Source organism: Pseudonocardia wallangbongensis (genome assembly GCF_054486945.1).
Map to the genome: position 1 here is coordinate 1 of NZ_JBRERS010000008.1, position 21,587 is coordinate 21,587.

Below are 21,587 nucleotides of genomic sequence, written 5' to 3' on the forward strand. Positions count from 1 at the left end.
CAGGGCGCCCCGGTGCCCAAGCGGATGAACCAGCTCGGCATGGGCGGCGCCCCGGTCCCCGGCTCACTGCTCACACCCGACTCACCCGAGGAGACCGCGGCCCTGGAACAGGCCCGCGCCGAGCTGGCCGAGGCCGAGGCCGCCGCCCGCAACGGGCACCAGCCCCCGGAGATCGAGGCCCGCTCCGAGGAGCGCGAGACGATCAGCCAGCAGTAGGAGAGTCGATACGACGAGGGCCCCGCCGGTGAACCGGCGGGGCCCTCGTCGTATCCGGCCGGCACATCGAGCGCTCACACACCAACTTCGGTGCTGGCACACCAACTGCAGTTGGTGTGCCGGCGCAAGGGTTGGTGTGTGAGCGGTCATCGCCGCCAGCGCGCCCCGGCCGGCGAGGCGGCGAAGCCGCGCTTCAGGCGTGTGGCGACCGGGTCGAAGTCGTCGATCTCGGGCCAGATCCAGCGGACCACCCGCAGATCGAGGTCGCGGATCTCGTCCTCACGCAGCTTCTCGGCCACCACGACGTCAGCCGGGTCCTGGCCCGGTTTCACCAGCCGCCCGTACTTGACCATCCCGTCGAACTCGCCGACGGTGTGCAGCTCGGGCCAGCCGAAGTCGACCTCGTACACCCTCCCGTTGCCCTCCACCTTCCACTGGAGCACCGGCACGGGCAGGCCCGCCCGCTGGATCGCGAGCCGGCTGCGGGACTCGCCGACGCTGTCGCTGCCCCCGTCCGCCAGCGCGATGACCCGGCGGGCCTGCGGTGCCCCCGGCCACCCGGTGCAGCGGCGGGCGGCCCGGGCGAGCTCGTCCGGGTCGGTGAGGTGCCTGTGCAGGGCGCTGTCGGCCACCGCGACCGCGGCGTCGAGGCCGGCGGTCCGGGCGATGTCGATCACGGTGCGGGCGGGTGCGGTGGCGAGCAGGCCGCCGATCTCCACGACCTCGTCGGGACCCAGCGGCGCGGCGTGCACGTGGACGCCTTCGCCGACCCGGCCACCGGTGCGCCGGTCGCGGGTGCGGTGGATGCGGTCGAGCGGCAGCCCCCACGTCGACATGAGGTGGAGCACGGCGGCCGAGACGTGGGAGAGCACGCCGTCGGCGGCCTCGCGCTCGTCGCGCACGGCCGCGAGCAGGGCGTGGCAGACCTCGAACCGAGGCGGCGTGCCCGGAGCCGGCAGGTAGGCGCCCCGGCCGATGCCGAGGAGCTCTCCGGATCGCCGCTGCCGACGCAGCTCGTGGTCGGTCCACCCGGCAGCGAGCAGCTGGCGACGCACGACAAGACGCGGAATGTCCACGTGGGGAGCATCCCCGGCACGGTGCTCTCGCGGGCCGGAATGGACGAACTGCCCGCTCACACACCAACTCTGGTGCTGGCACACGAACTGCAGTTGGTGTGTCGGCACCGAAGTTGGTGTGTGAGCGGGGTGGGTGGGGGCGACGGCTGCGGGGCGGACGCCGCCGGGGCGTCACACATCAACCGTGGTCCTCGCACACCAACACTGGCGCTCACACACCAACTGCAGTTGGTGTGTGACGGCCGAAGTTGGTGTGCGAGCGGGCGGTGGCGGCCAGCACCGCCAGGTAGAGCACGACGTAGGCGTCGGGCCAGAAGGAGATCAGGCCGGTGGCCGGGATCGGGCCGACCAGCGGGCCGGGCAGCGCCGTCACGACCGCGACGGTGGCGGCGAGCACCCCGGCCAGCCCGGCCGCCGCCCACCGGTCGCCCGAGATGGCGCGGGCGCCGAGGAGCACCGCGAGCGGGACGACCCACACGTAGTGGTGCGACCACGCGAACGGCGCGAGACCCGCGGAGCCGAGCCCGCACAGCGTCAGCGCGAGCACCTCGTCCCCGCGCCGGTGGGCCCGCACCGCGAGCACGATCGTGACGGCCCCGACCACGGCCGCGCCCGCGAGCCACGGCAGCCCGTCGACGCCCAGGCGGGCGAGCAGCCCGTGCAGGGAGTGGTTGCTGGGGCCGGCGACGTCGGAGATCCGGTCGGCCGCGAAGAACGTGCCCTCGATCCAGAACCGCACCGAGTCGGCCGGCGCCAGCACGAACCCCAGCCCCGCGGCGGCCGCGAACGTCACCATCGCCGTGGCCGCCGCCCGCCACCGCCGCGTGGCCACGAGGTACAGGACGAACAGGAGCGGCGTCAGCTTCACGGCCGCGGCGAGGCCGACCCCCACCCCGCGCAGGCGGCTTCCCGGCCTGCCGAGGAGGTCACCGGCCACGACGGCGAGCAGCACGATGTTGATCTGCCCGAGGTAGAGGGTGGTGCGCACCGGGTCGAGCGCCGTCGCGACCACCGCGAGCAGCACGGCCACCGGCCACCCGGCGCGGGGCACGCACCGGCGCACCACGTACGCCAGCAGCGCGATCCCCGCACCCGTCCACAGCAGCTTGAGCAGGTCCAGCGGCAGCAGCGCGAGCGGCGCGAACAGCACCGCGGCGAACGGCGGGTAGACGAACGGCAGGTCCAGCAGCACGCCACCCGCGTACAGCGGATCGCCGGCGAGCACGTGCTCCCCGCCCGCGCGGTAGACCTGCAGGTCGATCAGCAGCGCGTGCGCGCCCGGCCAGAGCGCGAGCACCACGGCCTGCGCGACGAGCACCAGCGCGGCGGCCCCGACGAGGAGGGGGCGCAAGTGGGCCCCGGCGGGGCGCACTTACTCGGGGAGGTCGAACTCGCCGGCGTCGACGCCCTTCACGAAGGCGTCCCACTCGGCGGCCGTGTAGACGTGCGGCTCGCAGTCCGGGTCGCCCGCGCGGCGCAACGCGGCCCCGCCACCGGGCAGGCGGGCGATCTCGACGGCGTCGTCGCCGGAACTGGTGCTGCTGCGCATCCAGACGACGTCAGCGGGCACGCGCGTACTCATGGGCGGTCGAACTCCCCGTTCCGGACGGCGGTGATGAAGTTCCGCCATGCGCCGGCGGAGTGCAGGTGGGGGGCGCGGCCGCGGTCCTTGGTGTCGCGGACGGCCACGCCGGTGGGGGTGGGCGCGACCTCGACGCAGCTGTTGCCGTTCACACCGCTGAAGCTGCTGGTCTGCCAGTGCAGTTCATTCTGTTGCACGGCATCGCCCTCCGCGGTCTGCAGCTCAGCGGCCACTCGGCAGATGAAGGCCAACGATTCGGCCGGAGCCAGCGCGAGCGACCGCAGTTGATCGAATACGAGTCTAGCCCTAACAAGGTCGGGCTCCTTCACCAGATGCGTCGCCCCGAGCGCGTGCTCGACGTACGCCATGTCGGGCTCATCGAGGTCGCCGAAGTTGAGGATGACGAACCCGGATCCGAGCCCACCATGCGCGCCGGGCGCAGCCCGAAGCACCTGAAGCTCAACCGTGGGGAGCGCGGCCGCAGCCACCAGGTGGGCGAGCTGGGCTCGTTGGGCACCAATGCCGCCGATGGGGTTCCGCAACACCGCTTCATCGATGATCGTCACGAGGTGCAGGGGGTCGTCTGCCGACCGCAGGCGCTCCTGCCGGATCATCCGGACGGTCAGAGCGCGCTCCCGCCCCTCGGCGGTGCGGATGACCATCGACGAGTCGTACAACGCGCGGGCGTACTCCGGCACTTGCAGCAGGCCAGGGACGAACCCCAGCGAGTACTCCTGCACCCGCACAGCTTCGGTCTCGTAGCCGATGTAGGTATCGTCGCCACGTCCGTAGGCCCGGTACCAGCCGGGCTTCGCCGCCTCCCGCGCCAGTTCGAGCATCTCGGCCCACTGGTCACCGGCGTCGTACAGGTCGAGCATGCTCTTGACCAGGTGCACGTCGGCCTTCTGCTGGCCGTTCTCGATGCGGCTCAGCCTGCTCGCGGACGTGTCCAGGGCGGGCGCCGCCTCGTCGAGTGTCAGCCGGGCTCCCTCCCGCAGCTCCCGCAACCTGCGTGCCAGGATGCGACGCCTGATCGACGCCCCGTTCCGCTTCGCCCCCATGCGCCCTCCGCGTCCGGCCGATGACCGATCGTGGCATCGGGAACGGCAGAGGTGGGATTCCCACCCCGGCTGCGCTGCGTGTTCGGTCACCTGCCGAGATCACCGGGTCGTGGTGATCTTCCTGCCATCGCGGTATTGACCTGCCGTGCAGGCGGGGTCACGCTGGGTGCTCAGGTGATACGGCAGGGCGGAAAGAAGGGGTCCGATCGGGGTGTTCGTGGCCGAGATCGACGGTTGCCCGGGCGAGGGGTACGTCGCCGTCCGGGTGACGGGCGACGTCGACACGGGCACCCGTGCGGAGCTCACCGACGCGCTGGAGCGCGCGCTCGCGATCGGGTCCCCGTCGGTCCTCGTCGATCTCACGGGTGTGCAGTTCTTCGCCGCCGCCGGCGTGCACTGCGTCGAGCGCGCGGTGGGTGCGCTCGAAGCGCGCGGCGGCGCGGCACACGTGGTGTGCCCCCGTCCCGGCGCGGCCTGGCGGGTGGTGTCGCTGCTCGGGCTGCAGCAGCAGTGGCTGGTGCACCAGGACGTCGAGGCCGCGATCGCGCGGTGCACCGTGCCCCAGTAGCAGCACCGCGCCGCGAATCGTGATCCACTGATCCGATGAGGGTCGACGCGATGCTGCGGGGCACGGGGCTGGCCGAGCTGGCGGCGGAGGCACGGGAGCAGGAGGCCGCCGGGATCGACGGGCTGTGGAGCTACGAGGGCCCGCACGACCCGTTCCTGCCGCTGATGCCGGTGGCCGAGCACACCTCGCGGGTGGCGGTGGGCACCGCGATCGCCGTCGCGTTCGCGCGCAACCCGATGAGCACGGCCTACGTCGCAGGCGACCTGCAGGTCCATTCGGAGGGCCGGTTCCTGCTCGGGCTGGGCAGCCAGGTCAAGCCGCACATCGAGCGCCGCTTCGCGATGCCGTGGAGCCACCCGGCGCGCCGCATGCGGGAGTACGTGCAGGCGCTGCAGGCCATCTGGACCGCCTGGGACACCGGCGAGCGGCTCGCGTTCCGCGGCGAGTTCTACTCCCACACGCTCATGACGCCGTTCTTCTCCCCCGCGCCGAGCCCGTACGGGCCGCCCGCGGTGTACCTCGCGGCCGTGGGCGACCAGATGACGCGCGTGGCGGGCGAGGTGTGCGACGGGCTGCTCCCCCACGCGTTCACCACCGAGCGCTACCTGCGCGAGCACACCCTCCCGGTGCTCGCCGAGGGCCTCGCGGCGAGCGGGCGGACCCGGGAGGAGTTCACGATCGCGTTCTCCGGGTTCGTCGTCTCCGGAACCACGGAGGAGGAGATGGCGGTCGCGGAACGGGGTGTGCGCGAGCAGATCGCCTTCTACGGCAGCACGCCCTCCTACCGGCCCGTGCTCGACCTGCACGGGTGGGGCGAGCTGGGCGTCGAGCTCAACCGGCTCTCCCGCGGCAGCGACCCCGAGCGGTGGCGGCGCATGGGCGAGCTGATCGACGACGAGGTCCTCGCGGCCTTCGCCGTGAGAGCGGAGCCGGACCGGCTGGGTGCCGCGCTCCTGGCCCGGTTCGGCGGCCTCGCCGACCGGTTCACCTTCTACGCCCCGTACCCCCACGACGCCGCCCTCTTCGCGGCGGCCACGGAGGAGCTTCGCCGGGCGTGAGGCCATCCGCAGGTTGGAGTCGTTCCGGAACGGGAACAGATCTGCCAACTGACCTGCAGAAGGAGTCACGATGCTCGCTGTCGCCGCAGCAATTCTCTTCGGTCTCGCCCTCGTCTTCGAACTAGTCGGCATCTCCGTCCAGGTGATCACGAGCACGCTGCTCGTCACCGCCGGCCTGTTCTGCCTCGCCCTGTACTTCGCGGGTGTCGGGTCGCGCCAGGTGACCTACCGCCGCCGCGCCCACCGCTGATCTCCCAAACCGCTTGACCCTGTCGCGACCCTGACCGGGTGGGGGCGGGGTTCGGGCGGTTGTGGGCGGCCGCCGCCGTCTCGAACGTCGGCGACGGGGTGGCGCTCGCCGCCGGCCCACTGCTGCTGGCGTCGCTGACCTCGGACCCCGCGCTCGTCGCGGGCGCGATGTTCGTACAGCAGCTGCCGTGGCTGCTCTTCGCGCTGCCGGCCGGCGTCTACGTCGACCGGCTCGACCGGCGCCGGCTCATCGTGCTGGTCAACCTGGTGCGGGCGCTGTCGTCGGCGGGCTCGCGGTCTCGGTCGCGACGGGCGTCGCGACGGTCACCGTCGTGTACGCGGCGCTGTTCCTGGTCGGCGCGATGGAGACGCTCGCCGACAACGCGAGCACCGCGCTGCTGCCCGCCGTCGTGGCCGCGGAGGACCTGCCGCGGGCGAACGCCCGGCTGATGGGCGTCCAGCTCGTCGGCAACCACCTGCTCGCGCCGCCGTTGGGCGCCGCGCTGTTCGTCACGGCCGCGGCGCTACCGTTCGGCCTCAACGCCGCGACGTTCCTCGTGGCGGCGCTGCTCCTGGCCACACTGCAGGGCCGCTTCCGGCCGGTGCACGACGAACCGCACCGTCCGCTGCGCCACGACATCGCCACCGGCATGCGCGCCCTGCTGGGCCACCCGGTGCTGCGGATGCTGGCGATCTGCCTGTGCTTCATGAACGTCACGCTGGTCGGCGCGTTCGCGATCCTCGTGCTCTACGCGCGCGAGCGGCTGGGGCTCGGCGAGATCGGGTTCGGGCTGCTGCTCGCGGCGAGCGCCGTGGGCGGGATCGCCGGCACGGTCGCGGCGGCGCGGCTGCAGCGCCGGTTCGGCACCGCGTTGCTGCTGCGCGCAGGGCTGCTGATCGAGACGTGCACCCACCTGTCGCTGGCCCTCGCCCGCGCGCCGTGGGTCGCCGTCGCCACCATGGTCGTCTTCGGCGTGCACGCGAGCCTCTGGGGCGTCCTCTCGGTGTCCTGGCGCCAGCGCGTGGTGCCCGACGCGCTGCGCGGGCGCGTCAACAGCGGGTACTTCCTGTTCTCGGTGGGCGGCGCGGCCCTGGGCGCGCTCGGCGGCGGGTTCGTGGCCCGCGGCCTGGGCATCACGGCGCCGTTCTGGATCGCGTTCGGCGGGATGGTCGTGCTCACGGCCGTGGCGTGGCGGCGGTTCAACCCGGCGTTGCTCGACGCTACGCGCGCCAGCTGAACTGGGGCTCGTAGCCCAGCACCCGGCGTGCCTTGTCGATCGACAACATCGTCTCGTGCTCGCCGAGCTCCTTCGTGACCGGCACACCGGGGTAGACCTCGGCGGCGAGGTCGGCGCTGGCCCGTGACATCACGGTGTCGGCGTTGGCGATCACGAACACGTCCACGCCGGTTGCCTCGTGCTCCAGCGCGCGGCGCACGGCCTGGGCGCCGTCGCGGCCGTCGATGTAGGACCAGAGGTTCCACCGGCGCAGCGCCGGGTCGGCGTCGAAGCCGGGGAAGCGCGCGTAGTCCTGCGGGTCCATCACGTTGGAGAACCGCAGGCCGATCATCTTCAGGTCCGGCACCCACCGGCAGAACTGCCGAGCCATCTCCTCCTCGAGGCTCTTGACCAGCGAGTAGGTGCTCTCGGGGCGCACCGGGTACTCCTCGTCGACCGGGATGTAGGGCGGCGGCACGTCGAACGGCAGCCCGAGCACGGTCTCGCTGGACGCCCACACGACGTTGCGGACACCCGCGCTGCGGGCGGCGGCGAACACGTTGTAGGTGGCGGTGACGTTGTTCGAGAACGTCGCCGCGTTCGTGGTGAGGCCCGGCGCGGGGATGGCGGCGAGGTGCACGACCGCGTCGACGCCGTCGTGGCGGTCGTCGACGGCGGTGAGGGCCTCGAGGACCTGGCCGTGGTCGGTGAGGTCGACGCGCACCGACACGGCGGCCGCCGTCTCCCGGTCCGGCACGCGGTCGAGCGCCACCACCCGGTAGCCGTGCTCCTGGAGGTGGCGCACCACGTGGCGGCCGAGCTTCCCGCTGCTGCCGGTGACGGCGACGGTGGTCATGGTGCTTGCCTATCACACGATCACAGTGCATCTGTAGCAGATCTACTCTGTTTCAGAGGTATATTTGCGACATGGTCACCCCGACGGCACCCACCGCGGACACCGTCTCCGAGACGTTGATGCCGGCGGTCGGCGCGGTGCGCCGGCTGCTGCGCAGGCTGGCCGGGCCGGTCGTCACTAGCACGCCGGACACGCCACGCGACGTATCGACGTCGCAGCGCGAGGTGCTCTTCATGGTGGGCAAGCGCAAGGGCAGATCGGTCGCCGAGATCGCCCACGAGCTGGGGCTCGCCCCCAACAGCGTGTCGACGATCGTCACGCAGCTCGTCGCGGCCGGGTTGCTGGTGCGCGAGACCGACCCGCAGGACCGCAGGGTCGGCCGGCTGACCGTCACGCCGCGGGCGCGAGACGCCCTCGACTCCGCCCGGGCCCGCAGGCGCGGCGTGCTGCACGAGGCGCTCGACCGGCTCACGCCGCGCCAGCTCGCCGACCTCGCCGCCGGCATCGACGCGCTGGAGGCGCTGGCCGGGGAGCTGCGGGACCTGGAGCGAGCGCGATGACCGTGCCGGCCGTGGAGTGCACCGGCCTGGTGCACCGCTTCGGGGAGACCGTGGCCGTCGACCACCTCGACCTCCAGATCCACGCCGGCGAGGTGTTCGGCCTGCTCGGGCCCAACGGCGCCGGCAAGACCACCACGATCCGCGTGCTGAACACGCTGCTGCCGGTGCAGGAGGGCAGCGTGCGGGTCTTCGGGCTCGACGTCCGGCGCCGCGCCACCGACGTCCGCCGCCACCTGGGCTACGTGCCGCAGCAGCTCTCGATCGAGGCCGCGCTCACCGGGCGGCAGAACGTCACGTGGTTCGCGCGGCTGTTCGGCGTCCCCCGCGCCGAGCGGGCGGCCCGCGTCGACGAGGTCCTGGACGCCATGGACCTGCTCACGGTGGCCGACCGCCGCGCCTCCACCTACTCCGGCGGGATGATCCGCCGCCTCGAGCTCGCACAGGCCCTGGTGAACCGCCCCGCCCTGCTCGTGCTCGACGAGCCGACGGTCGGCCTCGACCCCATCGCGCGCGCCGGGGTGTGGGAACGGGTGCGCCAGATGCGGACCGAGCACGGCATGACGGTCCTCCTCACCACGCACTACATGGAGGAGGCCGACGAGCTGTGCGACACCGTGGCGCTCATGCACCACGGCCGGCTGCAGACCGTCGACTCCCCCGCCGCGCTGCGCGCCGGGATCGGCCCCGATGCCACGCTCGAGGACGTCTTCCGCCGCTACGCGGGCGCCGGGCTCGACGAGCACAGCCCAGAGGGGATGAGGAATGTCCGTCGCAGTCGCACGACCGCGCGCAAGCTGGGCTGAGCCGGTCCGCCTGCTCGCCTCGCGCACCGGCACACTCGCCATCGTCGAGCTGCAGAAGCTGCGCAGCGACAACACCGAGCTCTTCACGCGCATGGTGCAGCCGGTGCTGTGGCTGCTCGTGTTCGGGCAGATCTTCAGCCGGATCCGCGCGATCCCGACCGGCGACCTGTCCTACCTGGCGTACCTCACGCCCGGGATCCTGGCGCAGTCGGCCCTGTTCGTCGCGATCTTCTTCGGGATCCAGATCATCTGGGAGCGCGACGCCGGCATCCTCACGAAGGTGATGGTCACGCCCACCCCGCGGGCGGCGATCGTGATGGCCAAGGCGTTCGCGGCCGGGCTGCGCGGGCTCGCCCCGGTGGTCGTCCTCGTGCCGGTGGCGCTGCTGCTCGGCGTCGGCATCACCCTCAACCCGCTGAAGCTGATCGCGGCCGGCATCGCCCTCATGCTGAGCGCCGGCTTCTTCTCGTGCCTGTCCATGGCGATCGCCGGCGTCGCACTCACCCGCGACCGGCTCATGGGCATCGGCCAGCTCATGACGATGCCGCTGTTCTTCGCCTCGAACGCGCTCTACCCGATCGAGATCATGCCGACGTGGCTGCAGGTGATCAGCCAGGTCAACCCGCTCACCTACCTGGTGAACGCCCTGCGCGGGCTGCTCGTCGGGGCCCCCGCGAACCTCTGGGCCGACTTCGGTGTGCTCGTCGGCGCCGCCGTGCTCGGGATCCTCGGGGCCGCGTCGCTGATGGGCAAGCTGGTGCGCTAGCGGCCGCGCTCCTCGAGGAGCGCGGCGATCCGCTCGAGCCCCGCCGCGGTCATGCCGAACTTGCCGCGCATCTCGATGAACCCGTTGTCCACCTTGCGGAACTCCTCGTCGATCCGGGCGAACCCGTCGTCCACCTTGTGCTCCAGGGCGTCGAACCGGCCGTCCACGGCCTCGAAGCGACGGTCGATCGCGTCGAACCGTTCGCGCGTCTGCTCGCCGAGCGCATTGACGGCCGCGCGGTTCGCGTCGACCTTGACGGCCAGATCGGCGAGGTCCCGATCCCGGGCGGCCGCCAGGTGGCGCGCCGCGGCGGCGTCGTCCCGGGCGACCTGGACGTCGGCCGACACCTGGCCGAGACGGACCTCCAGGGCGGCGACCCGGGACTCGATGTCGTCGGGAGCGGGCATGACCGGGAGCGTACCGGCGCCGCCGCGACGCCGGGCCGCCTCCGCAGAACCGAGGAGGCGGCCACCTCGCTGCTCGCTGCGAGGCCCGCTTCGGCGACCGGGTCACCAGAGGGATCATGATCGCCCGAACTGGTGTGGGGGCGACAGATCTGTCGCCCCCACACCCCAACTGGCGATCACCCCACGCGAGCCTCCGCAGCTCGCTACGGCCGGTCCCGCTTCCGGACAACTCAGCCGTCGAGGAAGCCGAGGACGTGGTCGCGCACCACGGCGGGCTGTTCGAGCGGCGGCAGGTGCCCGGCCCCGTCGATCAGCACGAGCCTGCTGTCGCGCAGGCGCGAGGTGAACTCCTCCGCGTAGACGGGGCTGACGAGCTTGTCCTGCGCACCCCAGACGATCAGGGTGGGCGCGGTGATCCGGTGGATGCGCCGGTGCAGGCCCTTCTCCGGGATGGGCCAGATGAAGTGCAGGATGCTCGCCATCCGCATGGCGACCTCGAACCGCGACTGCGGGTCGTCGGCCGGTGGGACGACGGCGTCCGCGAGCGGCCCCTCCGGGTCGGCGAGCAGCAGCCCGGGTAGCGCCTTGGGCGGCACCGCGGCGATGTCGGGGACGGGGGCGTCGTCGCGCCAGAACCCGATCGGCGCGATGAGCACCAGCTCGCTCACCCGGCGCGGGTTGTTGGCGGCCAGCTCGGCCGCCACCATGCCGCCGAAGGAATGGCCGACGACCTGCACGGAGTCCAGGCCCAGCACGTCCAGCAGCTCGTCGTAGAACAGCACGAGCTCCCAGATGCCGGGCAGGTGCGAGAGGTCGTCGGACGACCCGGCGCCGGGGTGCTCGACGGCGTGGACGGTGTGCCCGGCGGCGAGCGACTCGAGCAGCGGGTCCCAGACGAGGCCGCCGGCCCCGTGCAGGTAGAGCACCGGGTCGCCGGTGCCGGCGACGAGGACGCGGGCCCGGATCGGGCCGACGTCGACGGTGCGCTCCTCGACCCCTGCGGGCGCGGTGATGGTCATCGCTCCCCCTGCCCGGCCTGCGCCCCGGCGGGCGACCCGGTCACGGCACGGACGGCGGCGCCCGTGGGCCACCAGTTGTGGGTCCAGCCCTCGTCGTCCCAGATGTGGCGGATCCGGGGGATGACCTCCTCGGCGAACAGCGTGATGTTCTTCTTCGTCAGCTCGTGCGGCATCGAACCGACCTGCAGCAGCGCGTGCAGGTTGCCCACCCGCAGCGTCTTGGCGAGCTCGATGAGCCGATCGGCCACCGTGGCCGGGCTGCCGGCGACGATGAAACCCTCCTCGGTGAGCGTCTTCCAGTTCTTCTCCAGGGCCGCGGCCGCCGCGACGGCTCCCGGCTGGTTGGTCTTGATCGCGAACTCGGTGCTCTTGCGGGTGCGGTAACCGGGCGCCTCGAAGAAGTATCCCGGAATGTGCAGGCACTTCTTGAAGAAGTAGGCGCAGTGCTCGAGGTATTCCTGCTCGGCGCGCTCGTCGGTCTCCGAAACGCAGATCAGCTGCGCGAACCCGGCGCGGAACGGATTGCGCTCGACGCCCATCTCGTCCATCTTCTCCCAGAAGCCGTCCATGAGCTTCTTGCCGAACTTGGCGCCGAAGAAGGACAGGTAGCTGTAAGTGTAGTCGCGGTTGCCGGCCAGCTCCCAGGTCTCCACCGAGCCGCCGCCCGCGAGCCACACCGGCGGGTGCGGCTTCTGCAGCGGCTGCGGCCACGGGTTGACGTAACGCAGCTGGTTGTACTCCCCGTTGAAGCTGAAGGGGCCCGGGCGGGTCCAGGCCTGGATGATCAGCTCCTCGGCCTCGCGGAACCGGGGCCGGGTCTGCGTCGGCGGCACGCCGTAGCAGAAGTTGACGTCCATCGAGGTGCCGACCGGGAAACCGGCGGCGAGCCGCCCGTTCGACAGGACGTCCAGCATGGCGAACTCCTCGGCCACCCGGGTGGCCGGCGCGTACAGGGCGAGGGTGTTGCCCAGCACCATCAGCGCGCTGTTGTTCGGGGTTCGCCGGGCGAGCGAGGCGGCCATCAGGTTGGGCGAGGCCATGAAGCCGTAGCCGTTCTGGTGGTGCTCGTTGACCCCGATGCCGTCGAACCCGAGCCGGTCGGCCAGCTCCAGCTCGTCGAGGTTCCACTGGTAGTACTGCGCCACTTTCTGCGGATCACACAGAACCGAGTTCGGTGGGGTGACCCAAATACTTTCGTATTTCTTCTCGAAGTCTTCCGGGAGATCCCGATAGGGCATGAGGTGGAAGAAGATCGACTTCATGGAGGTCCTTCCATGAGGCGGACGTAGCGGCAGCGATACGGTCGCGATCCTCTTCGAGTGAATCATTCGCTTAGCTACATGTCAATTTCCTACCGGCCGCCGACCACGGCGGAACAGGAGCACGGCGACGCAGGCCACGACGACGCCGAGGCCCGCGGCGATCCCGGCGACCACCAGGCCCTCGGTATCGACGGGCTGGGCGACCCCTGGCGGGATGCCGTCGTCGCCCGGCCCCAGGTGGCCGGGTCCGGTGTGCGGCGCGGCGGGCAGCAGCGCCGGCTGGGGGGCCAGCTCCCCGGCCGCCTCGAGCGCGGCCGCCGCGTCGACGGCGCCGTATCCCGTCGACGGGTCGTGCCCCCGCCCATGGCGCGAGGCCGTCTCCCGCAGGACCTGCTCGACCTGCCTGCCCGCCAGCTCGGGGCGCGCCGACTTGAGCAGCGCGGCGATCCCCGCCACATAGGCCGTCGATGACGACGTCCCGTCGACCGCCGACCGGCCGCCCGTCGTGACGTCGGCCGCGCTCACCCCCTCGCCCGGCGCGAGCACGTCGACGTAGCTGTGCACGTTCGAGAACGACGCGTGCCTCCCGGAGCGGTCCGAGGCACCGACCGCGATCACGCCCGCGTTGTTGGCGGGGTAGGAGACCTCGTTGGTCGTCTCGGCCTCGTTGCCGGCTCCGGCCACCACCACGATGCCCTTCGCCGCGGCGTCGTTGATGGCGGCAGCCACGCCGTCCGAGTACTTGATCAGCTGGAACTCCCGGGTGCCGAGGGACAGCGAGATCACGCCCACCCCCGCGTCCACCGCGGCGAGGATGCCCGCCGCCACCGGGTTGCCCGCTTCCGTCCCGGCCGCGTCCTCGGCCTCGTCCGTGATCACCCGCAGGCCCAGCACCCGCGCCTCGGGTGCCACGTCCAGCACCTGCGAGGCCATTGCGGTGCCGTGCGTGCCGTAGCCCGGCGCGCCGGGATCGGCTCCTCCCAGCTGGTCGGGGCCCTCCTCGGCGCGTCCGGCCAGCGCCTCGTGGTCCACCTGGATACCGGTGTCGACCACGGCGACGGTGATGCCCGCCCCCCTGGACGCCGACCACGCCGCAGGCACCGACATCGCCTCCAGCTCCCACCCGGGCTCCTGCGCCCATGCCGTGGCCGGGCTGCCCAGCGTCAGAGCGGCGACCGCCAGCACCGCCAATGCGGCGCGCCGGCTCCTCGTGGTGGTCCGCGGGGTCACTGCGACAGCTCCTTGATCGTCACGAACAGGTCGTTGGCGTAGGACTGCATGGCGCGGTCGGCGATCGTGTCGAGGCTGCGTTCGTTGTCGGTGCCCGGCGACAGGTCGTCCCACTGCTCGGGCAGCTCCTCCACGGGCCGGCCGTCCGCGTAGCCCGCGGCCACGACCGCCAGGTAAGGCTGGTAGTCGACGCTCAACGACTCGATCGGCCCGATCGCCATGCCGCCGCGCCCGTCGTCGGACCAGCGCTCGGCCGGGGTGCCCGGGACCGGGTAGGGCTTCACCAGCTGACCCGGATACTCCGCGCCCGGGTCGAACGCGCCGTACACATCGATCGCGTCGGACCCGGATCCGAGCACGACGACGGCGATGGTCGCCACCAGCGTCGCGGTCGGGTCGACGTAGGTCGCCCGCAGCACCGCCTTGCACCCGGACGCCTCGATCGCCTCGATGAGCTGCGGTTCCAGCGCGGGGCGAGCACATTCGGTCGCCCCGTCGATGCCCTGCCGAGTCCACGACGGCACGTCGCGCACGACGCCGAGACGCTCGGGGAAGAACTTGTCGGCCGGCATGTCGTGCCACGCCTCGGGCAGGAACGCCTCGTTGACCTCCTGCCCCTGGGCGTCGGCGAACAGGGCCGCGGCGAGCACGCCGCCTCCGAGCAGGAGGAGGGCGCTGAGGATCGAGAGCACCACGACGCCCCTTTTCCGGGCGCGGCCGGTGTCCCTAGTCGGCGGGGCCGGCGGCTGCGGCGCGGCCGGCGGGCCGGGCGGAGGCGGAGGGTGCCACCCGTGGGGCGGCGGGGGCGCGGGGCCGGCCGGCGGGGGTGGTTGCCGGCGCGGCGGCCCCGGCTGCGGAAAGTGGGGCCGTCCGTCCGGACGGCCAGGTGGAGGCTGAGGCGGCAACGAAGAGCCCTTTCGGGTGAAGCATGTGCGGCGAACGGGTGACAATTGGTCGGGGAGGCTACACGACCGCCGCCCCGCCTGCCGCGGCTCCGGCTCAGCCCCCGACGGCGCGACGGCGGTTCGCGTCGACCTCCTCCGGCGGCACGGCCCGCGACGGGCGGGTGAGGATCTCCCGGACGACGGAGACCGGAAGCTTCGGCTCGCGGTCCTCGGTGAGCAGCCCGTTGCGCTCCTGCTCGGTGTCGGTCAGCTGGGTGTAGCAGAAGCCGGCCAGCTCGGGGTTGTCGAGCACGGCGTCGACGAGCTCACGCAGGCGGCCGGCCAGCTCCTCCGCCGACCCGACGGTGCCGTAGCCGAACCACTTCTCACCGGCGGCCGGGGCGTAGCTCAGCCCGCCGAACTCGGTGAGCACCACGGGCTTCCCACCGCGGTCGACGGGGTCGGCGAGCACCACCTTCTTCCGCCCGGGACGGCGGTCACCCAGCACCCGGTCGACCGCCGCGGGCCCGTCGTAGCGCTCGCGCAGCGACTCACCGTGCGGGGCGTAGTCGTGCACGCCCCAGATGTCGCTCTCGGTGTGCTCCCAGCCGTCGTTGGAGATCACCGGGCGGGAGCCGTCGAGGGCCTTGGTGAGGTGGTAGAGCGCGGTGGCGTGGTGGCGCTGCTCGGCCACCTCGGCCAGGTGCCAGACGCCCCAGCTCTCGTTCATCGGTACCCAGGTGACGACGCAGGGGTGGCTGCGGTCGCGGCGCACCACCTCCATCCACTCCCGCACGACCCGCTCCACGGCGCGCGGCGCGAACTCGAACGCGCTCGGCATCTCGTCCCACACGAGCAGCCCGATGCGATCGCACCAGGCGAGGAACCGCGGGTCCTCGACCTTCTGGTGGATCCGGATGCCGTTGAAGCCCAGCTCCTTGATCAGCTCGGCCTCCCGGCGCAGGGCGTCCGGGCCCGGGGCGGCGAGGTGCGACTGCGGCCAGTAGCCCTGTTCCAGGGCGAGGCGCAGGAACAGCGGCTGCCCGTTGAGCAGGAACCGGCCGTCGCGGACACCGGTGCTGCGCAAACCGAAGTAGGAGCCGACGCGGTCGAAGACCGCCCCGCCCTCGTCCAGCACCTCGACGTCCGCCGAGATCAGCGTCGGCCGCTCCGGGGACCACAGCAGCCGGCCGTGGTGCATGTCGTGGCGCGCCGCCGGGATGCCCACGTCGAAGCGGGAGTGCGTGTCGTGGACCCGCACCGTGTGCTCGGCGAGCTCCTCCTCGCCCAGGCAGAGGCGGACCCGCAGCCGCACGGGCCGGGCCGGGCGGCGGGACAGCGCCACCTCGCAGGTGACGGTGGCCCCGGCGACGTCCGGCGTCCAGTGCAGCTCGTCGACGTGCACGTCCGGGACGGTCTCCGCCCACACCGGCTGCCAGATCCCGGTGGTGCGCTTGTAGAAGATGCCGTGCGGCTCGTCGAGCCAGTCCTGCTTGCCGCGGGGCTGGGTGACGTCGTCGGCGTGGTCCTCGGCGCGGACGACGACCAGCTGGACGGGCCCGGGCACCAGCGCGTCGGTGACGTCGAAGGAGAACGGGGTGTGCCCGCCCTCGTGGCCGCCGACGTGCACCCCGTTGACCCAGACCTGCGCCGCGTGGTCGACGGCCCCGAAGTGCAGCAGCACCCGCCGGCCCGGGCCGGGCCCGGCGAGCTCGACCTCCCGCCGGTACCAGACGACCGGCCGCGGGCTCGGGTCCCCGATCCCGGACAGCTCCGACTCGTACGGGTAGGGCACGGTGATCGTCCGGTCGAACGGGTCCGGCGCGCCCGCCCAGCCCGCGCCGCGCCCGGCGTCGGCGTCGTCGAAGGCGAACCCCCACTCTCCGCACAGGTCCTGCCACTGCGGGCGGACCAGCTGGGGGCGCGGGTACTGCTCGTGCACGTTCTCTCCGTTCACCAGTGCGACAGCCGGGGCCGGCTGCGGTCCTCGATGCCCACGAGGACGTCGATCAGCAGTTCCTGCAGCTCCACCCGGACCTCGCGGTGCGCGGGGTCCGCCCACCGGTTCACGAGCTCGTCGGGGTCGGCGGCCATGTCGTAGAGCTCGCCGGTGCGCTCCCGCCCGCTCGCCGGGCCACCGTGGTGGACGACCAGCTTCCAGCGGTCGTGGCGCAGCATCGTCGCGTGGACCGGCGGGTCGTAGGCGTGCCCGCTGTTGCGGTACTGGCACAGGGCCCAGTCGCGCCACGCGGTGTCCTCGCCGGTGAGCAGCCCGCGCAGGCTCGCGCCCTGGTGCCGGGGCGACGGCCCGACCCCGGCGAGGTCGAGGAAGGTCGGCGCCAGGTCGACCCACTGCACGAGCTCGGCGCGCCGGGCGGGGGCGAACCGGCCGGGCCACCGCACGATCAGCGGCACGCGGACCGCGCAGTCGTAGTGGAACGGGCCCTTCAGCATGAGCTGGTGGTCGCCGAGCATCTCGCCGTGGTCGCTGGTGAACACCACCACGGTGTCCTCGGCGAGGCCCTCGGCGTCGAGGGCATCGAGGATCCGGCCGACCTCGGCGTCGACGAGCGTCACCATCGCGTAGTACTGCGCGCGGACCTCGGCGAGCTCGGCGGCGGTGTAGTCGGCGAACCCGCGCGCGTGGCCGGCGTAGGAGTCCTTCGACGCCTCGGTGAACACCGGCGGCTTGGCCGCCAGCTCGCCGTCCGCGGTCACCGGCGGCGGCAGCGTGGCCGCGTCGTAGCGCTCCCGGTACTCCGGCGGCGCGCCGAACCCGTGGTGCGGGTCGAAGAAGTTCGCGACGAAGAAGAACGGCGTGCCGTCCGGCCGGCCCGACGTCAGGAAGTCGATCGTCTCGTCGGCGATCCAATGGCTGTAGTGCGCCTCGGTGGGCAGGGTGTCCCAGCCGACCTCGCCGGCACGGGCCCGGGCGAACAGGTCGGGGTGCGCGGCGCGCAGCCACCGGTGGTAGGCGTTCTCCGAGGACCCCGGGTACGGGTCGTGCGCCCACCGGAACACCCGGAAACCGTCGTCGAGCCGGGGCTCGGACCGTCCGGCGAAGCAGGCGCCGAGGTGGAACTTGCCGACGAGCCCGCAGTCGTAGCCGTCGTCGGCGAGCAGCTTCGTGAACATCTCCGCGTCGGGCGCGATGTCCACGCCGTTGGCGTGCAGGCCGTGTGTGGAGACGTACCGCCCGGTCATCAGGGAGGCCCGGGACGGCGCGCAGACCGGGTTCTGCACGTAGCAGTTCTCGAACAGCACGCCCTCCGCGGCGAGCCGGTCCAGGTTCGGCGTGGCGATGTGCGGGTTGCCGGAGGCGCCGAGCGCGTCGAACCGCTGCTGGTCGGTGCAGATCAGGAGGACATTCGGGCCACTCACGACTTCACGGCTCCGGCGATCCCTTCGAAGAAGTAGCGCTGCAGGAACAGGAACAGGGCGACGATGGGGACGAGGGAGAGGATCGCGGCGGCGGCCATGCCGGGCCAGTCCACCGAGTTCTCCCCGACGAACGCCTGCATCCCGACGGCGAGGGTCCGCAGGTCGGGGCGGCTGAACGTGAACACCAGCGGGAGCAGGAACGCGTTCCAGGTGGCGAGGAACGTCAGGACGACGACGGTGGCCGTGACGGGACCGGCCAGCGGCAGCATCACGCGGAAGAACACCGTGCCGAAGCCGGCGCCGTCGATCACGGCGGCCTCCTCCAGCTCGCGCGGGATGCCGCGGAAGTAGCCCATGTAGAGCAGCACCGCCGCGACGTGCCCGCCCCCGGCCAGTGCGAGGACCATGCCGGTCAGGGAGTTGAGCAGGCCGAGCCGCTGCGTGATCTCGACGACCGGGATGATCGTGTACCCGGCGGGCACGAACAGCGTGCCGACCAGCACCGCGACCACGAACTTGCGGCCCAGGAACGAGTAGCGCGCCAGCACGTAGCCCGCCATCGCGCACCGCACCACGACGATCGCCACGGTGAACAGGGTGACCAGGATCGTGTTGAGCATGTACGTGCCGAAGTCGGCGTCGACCCACGCCCGGGCGTAGTTCTCCCACTCGAAGGCCTCGGGCAGCAGCTGCAGGCCCGCGGAGAAGACCTCCAGCTGACCCTTCACCGACGCCGAGAGCACCCACACGAAGGGGTAGATCCACACCGCCGCGAAGCTGAGCAGCAGCAACGTGACCAGCCACAGCAGCGGGCTGCGCCGGGTGCGGCCGCGCACCGGCCGCGCCCGTTCCCGCCGCGCCGCGCGCGGTCGGGCATCCGTCGCGATCATGCGTCCCCTCCGGCCATCCGGCGCGCCGCCCGCACCCCGAGCAGCTGCGCGATCCCCACCACGAGCAGGACCAGGCCGAGCACCACCGCGGCGGCGGAGGCGAACCCGAGCTCGGGGACGGTGGCGGCGAACGCCCAGCGGTAGATGTAGAGCTCGATGACCTCGGTGGCGTAGTACGGGCCGCCGCCCGTCATCGTCATCACCAGGTCGAAGATCTGCAGGTTCTGCTCGATCGTCAGCAGCGTGATGATGACGAAGAACGGGATCAGCATCGGCACCGTCACGTGCCGGAACGACTGCCAACCCGACGCGCCGTCCACCTGCGCGGCCTCGAGCACGTCGCGCGGCACCGTCTGCAGCGCGGCGAGCCAGTAGATCATCGTCACCCCCACCCACTTCCAGGTGTGCACGGCCATCACGGTCCAGATCGCGGCGTGCGGCGAGCCGAGGAAGTCCACCCCCGGCGCGCCCGCGCCCTGCAGCACCTCGGCCACCGGGCCGTCGGACGGGTCGAAGACGAACTGCATGACCACGCCGACGATGGCCGTCGTCGTCACCACCGGCAGGAAGAACGCGGTGCGGAACAGCCGCTGGAACGGCAACCGCGGGTGGTTGAGCAGCAGCGCGATCGCCAGGCCGAGCGCCACCCGCAGCGGGACCGTGACGACCATGAACAGCATCGTGATCCCGAACGAGTTCCAGAACAGCGGGTCCGCGAGCACCTCGCGGTAGTTCTGCAGGCCGACGAACGTCTTGTCGCCGTCGAAGCCGTTCCAGGACAGGAACGAGTACCACCAGCTCGCGACGATCGGCCACAGCGTGAAGAGGCCGTAGAGCACGGCCGTCGGGACCAGGAAGAGGTAGGGCCAGCGGGCCTGCCACAGCCGGCGGCCGGTGTGCGCGATGGTAACGGTCGTCATGCGGCGTAGTCCTCTCCGCGTCGCCAGGCCGGGAAGGCCCAGTCGGCCACGCTGACGCCCCCGCCGACCTCGGCGACGGCGGCGTCGCGGGCGGCCGCCGTGTCGTCCGACAGCCGCCGCAGCCGGCCGCGGACGTCGGTGATCTGCCCGCTCGCGATGCCCTGGACGATCTCCCCGAGCCCCGGTTCCACCGGCTTCATCGCGGCGAGTACCTCGGCCACCCGCGGGTTGCGCGCGGTGACGGCCGGGCCGAGGAAGACGTGCTCGCCGAACATCTCGATGCAGCGCTTGTACGTGGGGTGCGCGTCGGATCCGGCGACGACGCCGAGGTCGAGTGGGGGCTGGTCCATCGCGGCGGCCAGGCCGCGCTGGTAGTCGCTGCTCACGAACAGCTCGAGCAGGGCCGAGGCCGCCTCGACCGCGCCGGACTGGCCGGACACCCAGAACGTGCCGTCGTTGGGCGGCCGGGTCAGCACTGGTGGTCGCCCGTCGGGGGTGGGGATCGGGCCCACCCCGACCCTCTCGAGGACCTTCGGGAACTTCCCGGCGAGGACACCGGCGTTGTAGGGGCCGTCGAGGAAGAAGGCCCCGCCCTCGGCGGCCCAGCGCACGCGCGCCGACCGCGCGTCCAGGGCCGTGCTGGCCAGGAACATCGTGCCGTCGCGGCCGAAGGACACCAGGAGCTCGATCGCCGCGACGAACGCGTCGTCGTGGAAGCGGTACTCCCCGGTGGTGAGGTCGAGGCCGTTCAGGCCCTCGCCCCGGGTGCCCGGGAAGCCCGCGGTCTGGGCGAGCTCGAGGACGAACGCGGACAGCCGGTCGGGGAACTGGAGCGGCAGCACGACCCCCGACGCCACACCGCTGCGCTGCACGGCGCGGGCGGCCGCGCGCAGGTCGTCCCACGAGGCGGGTGGCGACTCCGGGTCCAGCCCCGCCTGCACGACCTGCTCCCGGTTGAACCACACGAGCGTCTCGTACTGGCGCGGGGTGAAGATCGGGAACGAGTACAGCGCGCCGTCGAAGCTGTGCATCCCCTCCGTCACGATGCCTTCGGGCAACCCGGCGCGGATCGCGTCGGCCGTCGTGAGCGGGGAGAACCAGCCCTGCGAATGCAGCAGCGACGGCGGGACGCTGAGCCCGGCGAGCGAGAAGACATCGGGCAGCTGCCGGCTGCCGAACGCGAGCTGCAGGGCCTGTTTCTGCTCGTTGGGGTTGTAGACCGTGTACTCCACGGGCGGCCCGCCGCCCTTCTCGAACCGGCCGAACGTGGAGCGCTGGAGCTTCTCGAGCGGCGCGAAGTGATCCCACCAGCGCAGCGCGCCCGGCGTACCGGACGCCGCGCCGCCTGCCCCGCCGGCCGACGACGGTGCGGCGCCGCACCCGGCGAGCGCTGCCGTCCCGGCGAGGAGGCCCGCCGAGCGCAGGAGCGCGCGCCGGGTCAGCGGTCTTCCTGGACTCTCCACGGACACCTGCCTCGTCACGTCGGCGATCGTGCGGCGCAGGTTTACTACGAAGTAGATGCCGATGTAAAGGGCAGCAGTCAGAACTTGTACTACGAAGTAAGAGATCCGGTACGGTGAGC

Annotated in this window: 22 protein-coding genes and 2 pseudogenes; 9 read left to right on the top strand and 15 right to left on the bottom strand. The window is 72.3% G+C overall.

Features of this window, described 5'->3' with window-relative positions; translation table 11 throughout:
• Positions 1-216, top strand: a pseudogene (locus ACU436_RS26405) (cytochrome b); the annotation flags it as partial.
• Positions 217-362: 146 nt separating this feature from the next.
• On the opposite strand, the gene ACU436_RS26410 reads toward ACU436_RS26405, so the two are convergent.
• The 4 genes from ACU436_RS26410 to ACU436_RS26425 form a co-directional block, all read right to left on the bottom strand.
• Positions 363-1,292 (bottom strand): hypothetical protein, encoded by a 930-nt coding sequence (locus ACU436_RS26410; RefSeq protein ID WP_459029647.1) that lies wholly within the window; start codon positions 1,290-1,292, stop codon positions 363-365.
• Between the two features lie 211 nt (positions 1,293-1,503).
• Positions 1,504-2,643, bottom strand: a complete 1,140-nt coding sequence (locus tag ACU436_RS26415) for a glycosyltransferase 87 family protein (RefSeq protein ID WP_459029648.1) — start codon at positions 2,641-2,643, stop codon at positions 1,504-1,506.
• A gap of 21 nt (positions 2,644-2,664) precedes the next feature.
• Positions 2,665-2,874 carry a DUF397 domain-containing protein gene (locus ACU436_RS26420; RefSeq protein ID WP_459029649.1) on the bottom strand — a complete coding sequence of 70 codons (210 nt, stop codon included), beginning with the start codon at positions 2,872-2,874 and terminating at the stop codon, positions 2,665-2,667.
• Entirely contained in the window at positions 2,871-3,935 is a 1,065-nt protein-coding gene (locus ACU436_RS26425) for a Scr1 family TA system antitoxin-like transcriptional regulator (protein WP_459029650.1), read from the bottom strand. Before ACU436_RS26425 ends, ACU436_RS26420 begins: the two co-directional genes overlap by 4 nt.
• 217 nt (positions 3,936-4,152) lie before the next feature.
• On the opposite strand from ACU436_RS26425, the gene ACU436_RS26430 reads away from it, so the two are divergent.
• The 5 genes and pseudogenes from ACU436_RS26430 (at position 4,153) to ACU436_RS26450 (ending at position 7,048) form a co-directional block, all read left to right on the top strand.
• Positions 4,153-4,503 (top strand): STAS domain-containing protein, encoded by a 351-nt coding sequence (locus ACU436_RS26430; RefSeq protein ID WP_459029651.1) that lies wholly within the window; start codon positions 4,153-4,155, stop codon positions 4,501-4,503.
• 35 nt (positions 4,504-4,538) lie between these two features.
• Positions 4,539-5,561: a TIGR03617 family F420-dependent LLM class oxidoreductase gene (locus ACU436_RS26435; RefSeq protein WP_459029652.1), complete on the top strand. Its 1,023-nt coding sequence runs from the start codon at positions 4,539-4,541 to the stop codon at positions 5,559-5,561.
• 70 nt (positions 5,562-5,631) lie between these two features.
• Positions 5,632-5,811: a hypothetical protein gene (locus ACU436_RS26440; RefSeq protein WP_459029653.1), complete on the top strand. Its 180-nt coding sequence runs from the start codon at positions 5,632-5,634 to the stop codon at positions 5,809-5,811.
• Positions 5,812-5,849: 38 nt separating this feature from the next.
• Positions 5,850-6,086, top strand: a pseudogene (locus tag ACU436_RS26445) (MFS transporter); the annotation flags it as partial.
• Positions 5,999-7,048, top strand: a complete 1,050-nt coding sequence (locus ACU436_RS26450) for an MFS transporter (protein ID WP_459029654.1) — start codon at positions 5,999-6,001, stop codon at positions 7,046-7,048. The pseudogene ACU436_RS26445 and the gene ACU436_RS26450, both read left to right, overlap by 88 nt.
• Here the strand turns inward: ACU436_RS26450 and ACU436_RS26455 are convergent.
• On the bottom strand, positions 7,032-7,883 hold the full coding sequence (locus tag ACU436_RS26455) for an NAD-dependent epimerase/dehydratase family protein (RefSeq protein ID WP_459029655.1): 852 nt from the start codon (positions 7,881-7,883) through the stop codon (positions 7,032-7,034). The two genes, ACU436_RS26450 and ACU436_RS26455, sit on opposite strands and share 17 nt — an antisense overlap.
• A 71-nt stretch (positions 7,884-7,954) precedes the next feature.
• Here ACU436_RS26455 and ACU436_RS26460 point away from each other — a divergent pair, with 71 nt between their 5' ends.
• Genes ACU436_RS26460 through ACU436_RS26470 form a run of 3 tightly spaced genes read left to right on the top strand, consistent with a single transcriptional unit; the run spans position 7,955 to position 10,012 of the window.
• Entirely contained in the window at positions 7,955-8,443 is a 489-nt protein-coding gene (locus ACU436_RS26460; RefSeq protein ID WP_459029656.1) for a MarR family winged helix-turn-helix transcriptional regulator, read from the top strand.
• Positions 8,440-9,246 (top strand): ATP-binding cassette domain-containing protein, encoded by an 807-nt coding sequence (locus tag ACU436_RS26465; RefSeq protein WP_459029657.1) that lies wholly within the window; start codon positions 8,440-8,442, stop codon positions 9,244-9,246. Before ACU436_RS26460 ends, ACU436_RS26465 begins: the two co-directional genes overlap by 4 nt.
• A complete protein-coding gene (locus tag ACU436_RS26470) occupies positions 9,206-10,012 on the top strand; it encodes an ABC transporter permease (RefSeq protein ID WP_459029658.1) in 807 nt (268 codons plus the stop codon). The genes ACU436_RS26465 and ACU436_RS26470 overlap by 41 nt, the downstream gene beginning before the upstream one ends.
• On the opposite strand, the gene ACU436_RS26475 is transcribed toward ACU436_RS26470, so the two are convergent.
• The 10 genes from ACU436_RS26475 to ACU436_RS26520 form a co-directional block, all read right to left on the bottom strand.
• Positions 10,009-10,419, bottom strand: coding sequence for a hypothetical protein (locus ACU436_RS26475; protein WP_459029659.1), 411 nt, complete (start codon positions 10,417-10,419; stop codon positions 10,009-10,011). The two genes, ACU436_RS26470 and ACU436_RS26475, sit on opposite strands and share 4 nt — an antisense overlap.
• Positions 10,420-10,649: 230 nt before the next feature.
• Positions 10,650-11,438, bottom strand: coding sequence for an alpha/beta fold hydrolase (locus ACU436_RS26480; protein ID WP_459029660.1), 789 nt, complete (start codon positions 11,436-11,438; stop codon positions 10,650-10,652).
• Positions 11,435-12,700 carry an LLM class flavin-dependent oxidoreductase gene (locus ACU436_RS26485; protein ID WP_459029661.1) on the bottom strand — a complete coding sequence of 422 codons (1,266 nt, stop codon included), beginning with the start codon at positions 12,698-12,700 and terminating at the stop codon, positions 11,435-11,437. Before ACU436_RS26485 ends, ACU436_RS26480 begins: the two co-directional genes overlap by 4 nt.
• An 81-nt stretch (positions 12,701-12,781) precedes the next feature.
• On the bottom strand, positions 12,782-13,930 hold the full coding sequence (locus tag ACU436_RS26490; protein WP_459029662.1) for a S8 family peptidase: 1,149 nt from the start codon (positions 13,928-13,930) through the stop codon (positions 12,782-12,784).
• Positions 13,927-14,625 (bottom strand): hypothetical protein, encoded by a 699-nt coding sequence (locus ACU436_RS26495; RefSeq protein ID WP_459029663.1) that lies wholly within the window; start codon positions 14,623-14,625, stop codon positions 13,927-13,929. Before ACU436_RS26495 ends, ACU436_RS26490 begins: the two co-directional genes overlap by 4 nt.
• Positions 14,626-14,929: 304 nt before the next feature.
• Complete coding sequence (locus tag ACU436_RS26500; RefSeq protein WP_459029664.1) at positions 14,930-16,771, bottom strand: glycoside hydrolase family 2 protein; 1,842 nt, start codon at positions 16,769-16,771, stop codon at positions 14,930-14,932.
• Complete coding sequence (locus tag ACU436_RS26505) at positions 16,768-18,195, bottom strand: sulfatase-like hydrolase/transferase (protein WP_459029665.1); 1,428 nt, start codon at positions 18,193-18,195, stop codon at positions 16,768-16,770. The genes ACU436_RS26500 and ACU436_RS26505 overlap by 4 nt, the downstream gene beginning before the upstream one ends.
• Complete coding sequence (locus tag ACU436_RS26510) at positions 18,192-19,085, bottom strand: carbohydrate ABC transporter permease (protein WP_459029666.1); 894 nt, start codon at positions 19,083-19,085, stop codon at positions 18,192-18,194. Before ACU436_RS26510 ends, ACU436_RS26505 begins: the two co-directional genes overlap by 4 nt.
• Positions 19,082-20,005, bottom strand: coding sequence for a carbohydrate ABC transporter permease (locus tag ACU436_RS26515; protein WP_459029667.1), 924 nt, complete (start codon positions 20,003-20,005; stop codon positions 19,082-19,084). Before ACU436_RS26515 ends, ACU436_RS26510 begins: the two co-directional genes overlap by 4 nt.
• The gene (locus tag ACU436_RS26520) at positions 20,002-21,486 is read right to left on the bottom strand and encodes an ABC transporter substrate-binding protein (protein ID WP_459029668.1); all 1,485 of its coding nucleotides are present in this window, start codon (positions 21,484-21,486) and stop codon (positions 20,002-20,004) included. The genes ACU436_RS26515 and ACU436_RS26520 overlap by 4 nt, the downstream gene beginning before the upstream one ends.
• Positions 21,487-21,587: the final 101 nt, after the last annotated feature.

What these genes read in the sequence shown, in the direction of transcription:
- ACU436_RS26480 (WP_459029660.1), bottom strand. Translation starts at nt 11,438, where the DNA reads ATGACCATCACCGCGCCCGCAGGGGTCGAGGAGCGCACCGTCGACGTC.
- ACU436_RS26425 (WP_459029650.1), bottom strand. Translation starts at nt 3,935, where the DNA reads ATGGGGGCGAAGCGGAACGGGGCGTCGATCAGGCGTCGCATCCTGGCA.
- ACU436_RS26475 (WP_459029659.1), bottom strand. Translation starts at nt 10,419, where the DNA reads ATGCCCGCTCCCGACGACATCGAGTCCCGGGTCGCCGCCCTGGAGGTC.
- ACU436_RS26440 (WP_459029653.1), top strand. Translation starts at nt 5,632, where the DNA reads ATGCTCGCTGTCGCCGCAGCAATTCTCTTCGGTCTCGCCCTCGTCTTC.
- ACU436_RS26515 (WP_459029667.1), bottom strand. Translation starts at nt 20,005, where the DNA reads ATGACGACCGTTACCATCGCGCACACCGGCCGCCGGCTGTGGCAGGCC.
- ACU436_RS26420 (WP_459029649.1), bottom strand. Translation starts at nt 2,874, where the DNA reads ATGAGTACGCGCGTGCCCGCTGACGTCGTCTGGATGCGCAGCAGCACC.
- ACU436_RS26510 (WP_459029666.1), bottom strand. Translation starts at nt 19,085, where the DNA reads ATGATCGCGACGGATGCCCGACCGCGCGCGGCGCGGCGGGAACGGGCG.
- ACU436_RS26460 (WP_459029656.1), top strand. Translation starts at nt 7,955, where the DNA reads ATGGTCACCCCGACGGCACCCACCGCGGACACCGTCTCCGAGACGTTG.
- ACU436_RS26435 (WP_459029652.1), top strand. Translation starts at nt 4,539, where the DNA reads ATGAGGGTCGACGCGATGCTGCGGGGCACGGGGCTGGCCGAGCTGGCG.
- ACU436_RS26485 (WP_459029661.1), bottom strand. Translation starts at nt 12,700, where the DNA reads ATGAAGTCGATCTTCTTCCACCTCATGCCCTATCGGGATCTCCCGGAA.
- ACU436_RS26465 (WP_459029657.1), top strand. Translation starts at nt 8,440, where the DNA reads ATGACCGTGCCGGCCGTGGAGTGCACCGGCCTGGTGCACCGCTTCGGG.
- ACU436_RS26470 (WP_459029658.1), top strand. Translation starts at nt 9,206, where the DNA reads ATGTCCGTCGCAGTCGCACGACCGCGCGCAAGCTGGGCTGAGCCGGTC.
- ACU436_RS26455 (WP_459029655.1), bottom strand. Translation starts at nt 7,883, where the DNA reads ATGACCACCGTCGCCGTCACCGGCAGCAGCGGGAAGCTCGGCCGCCAC.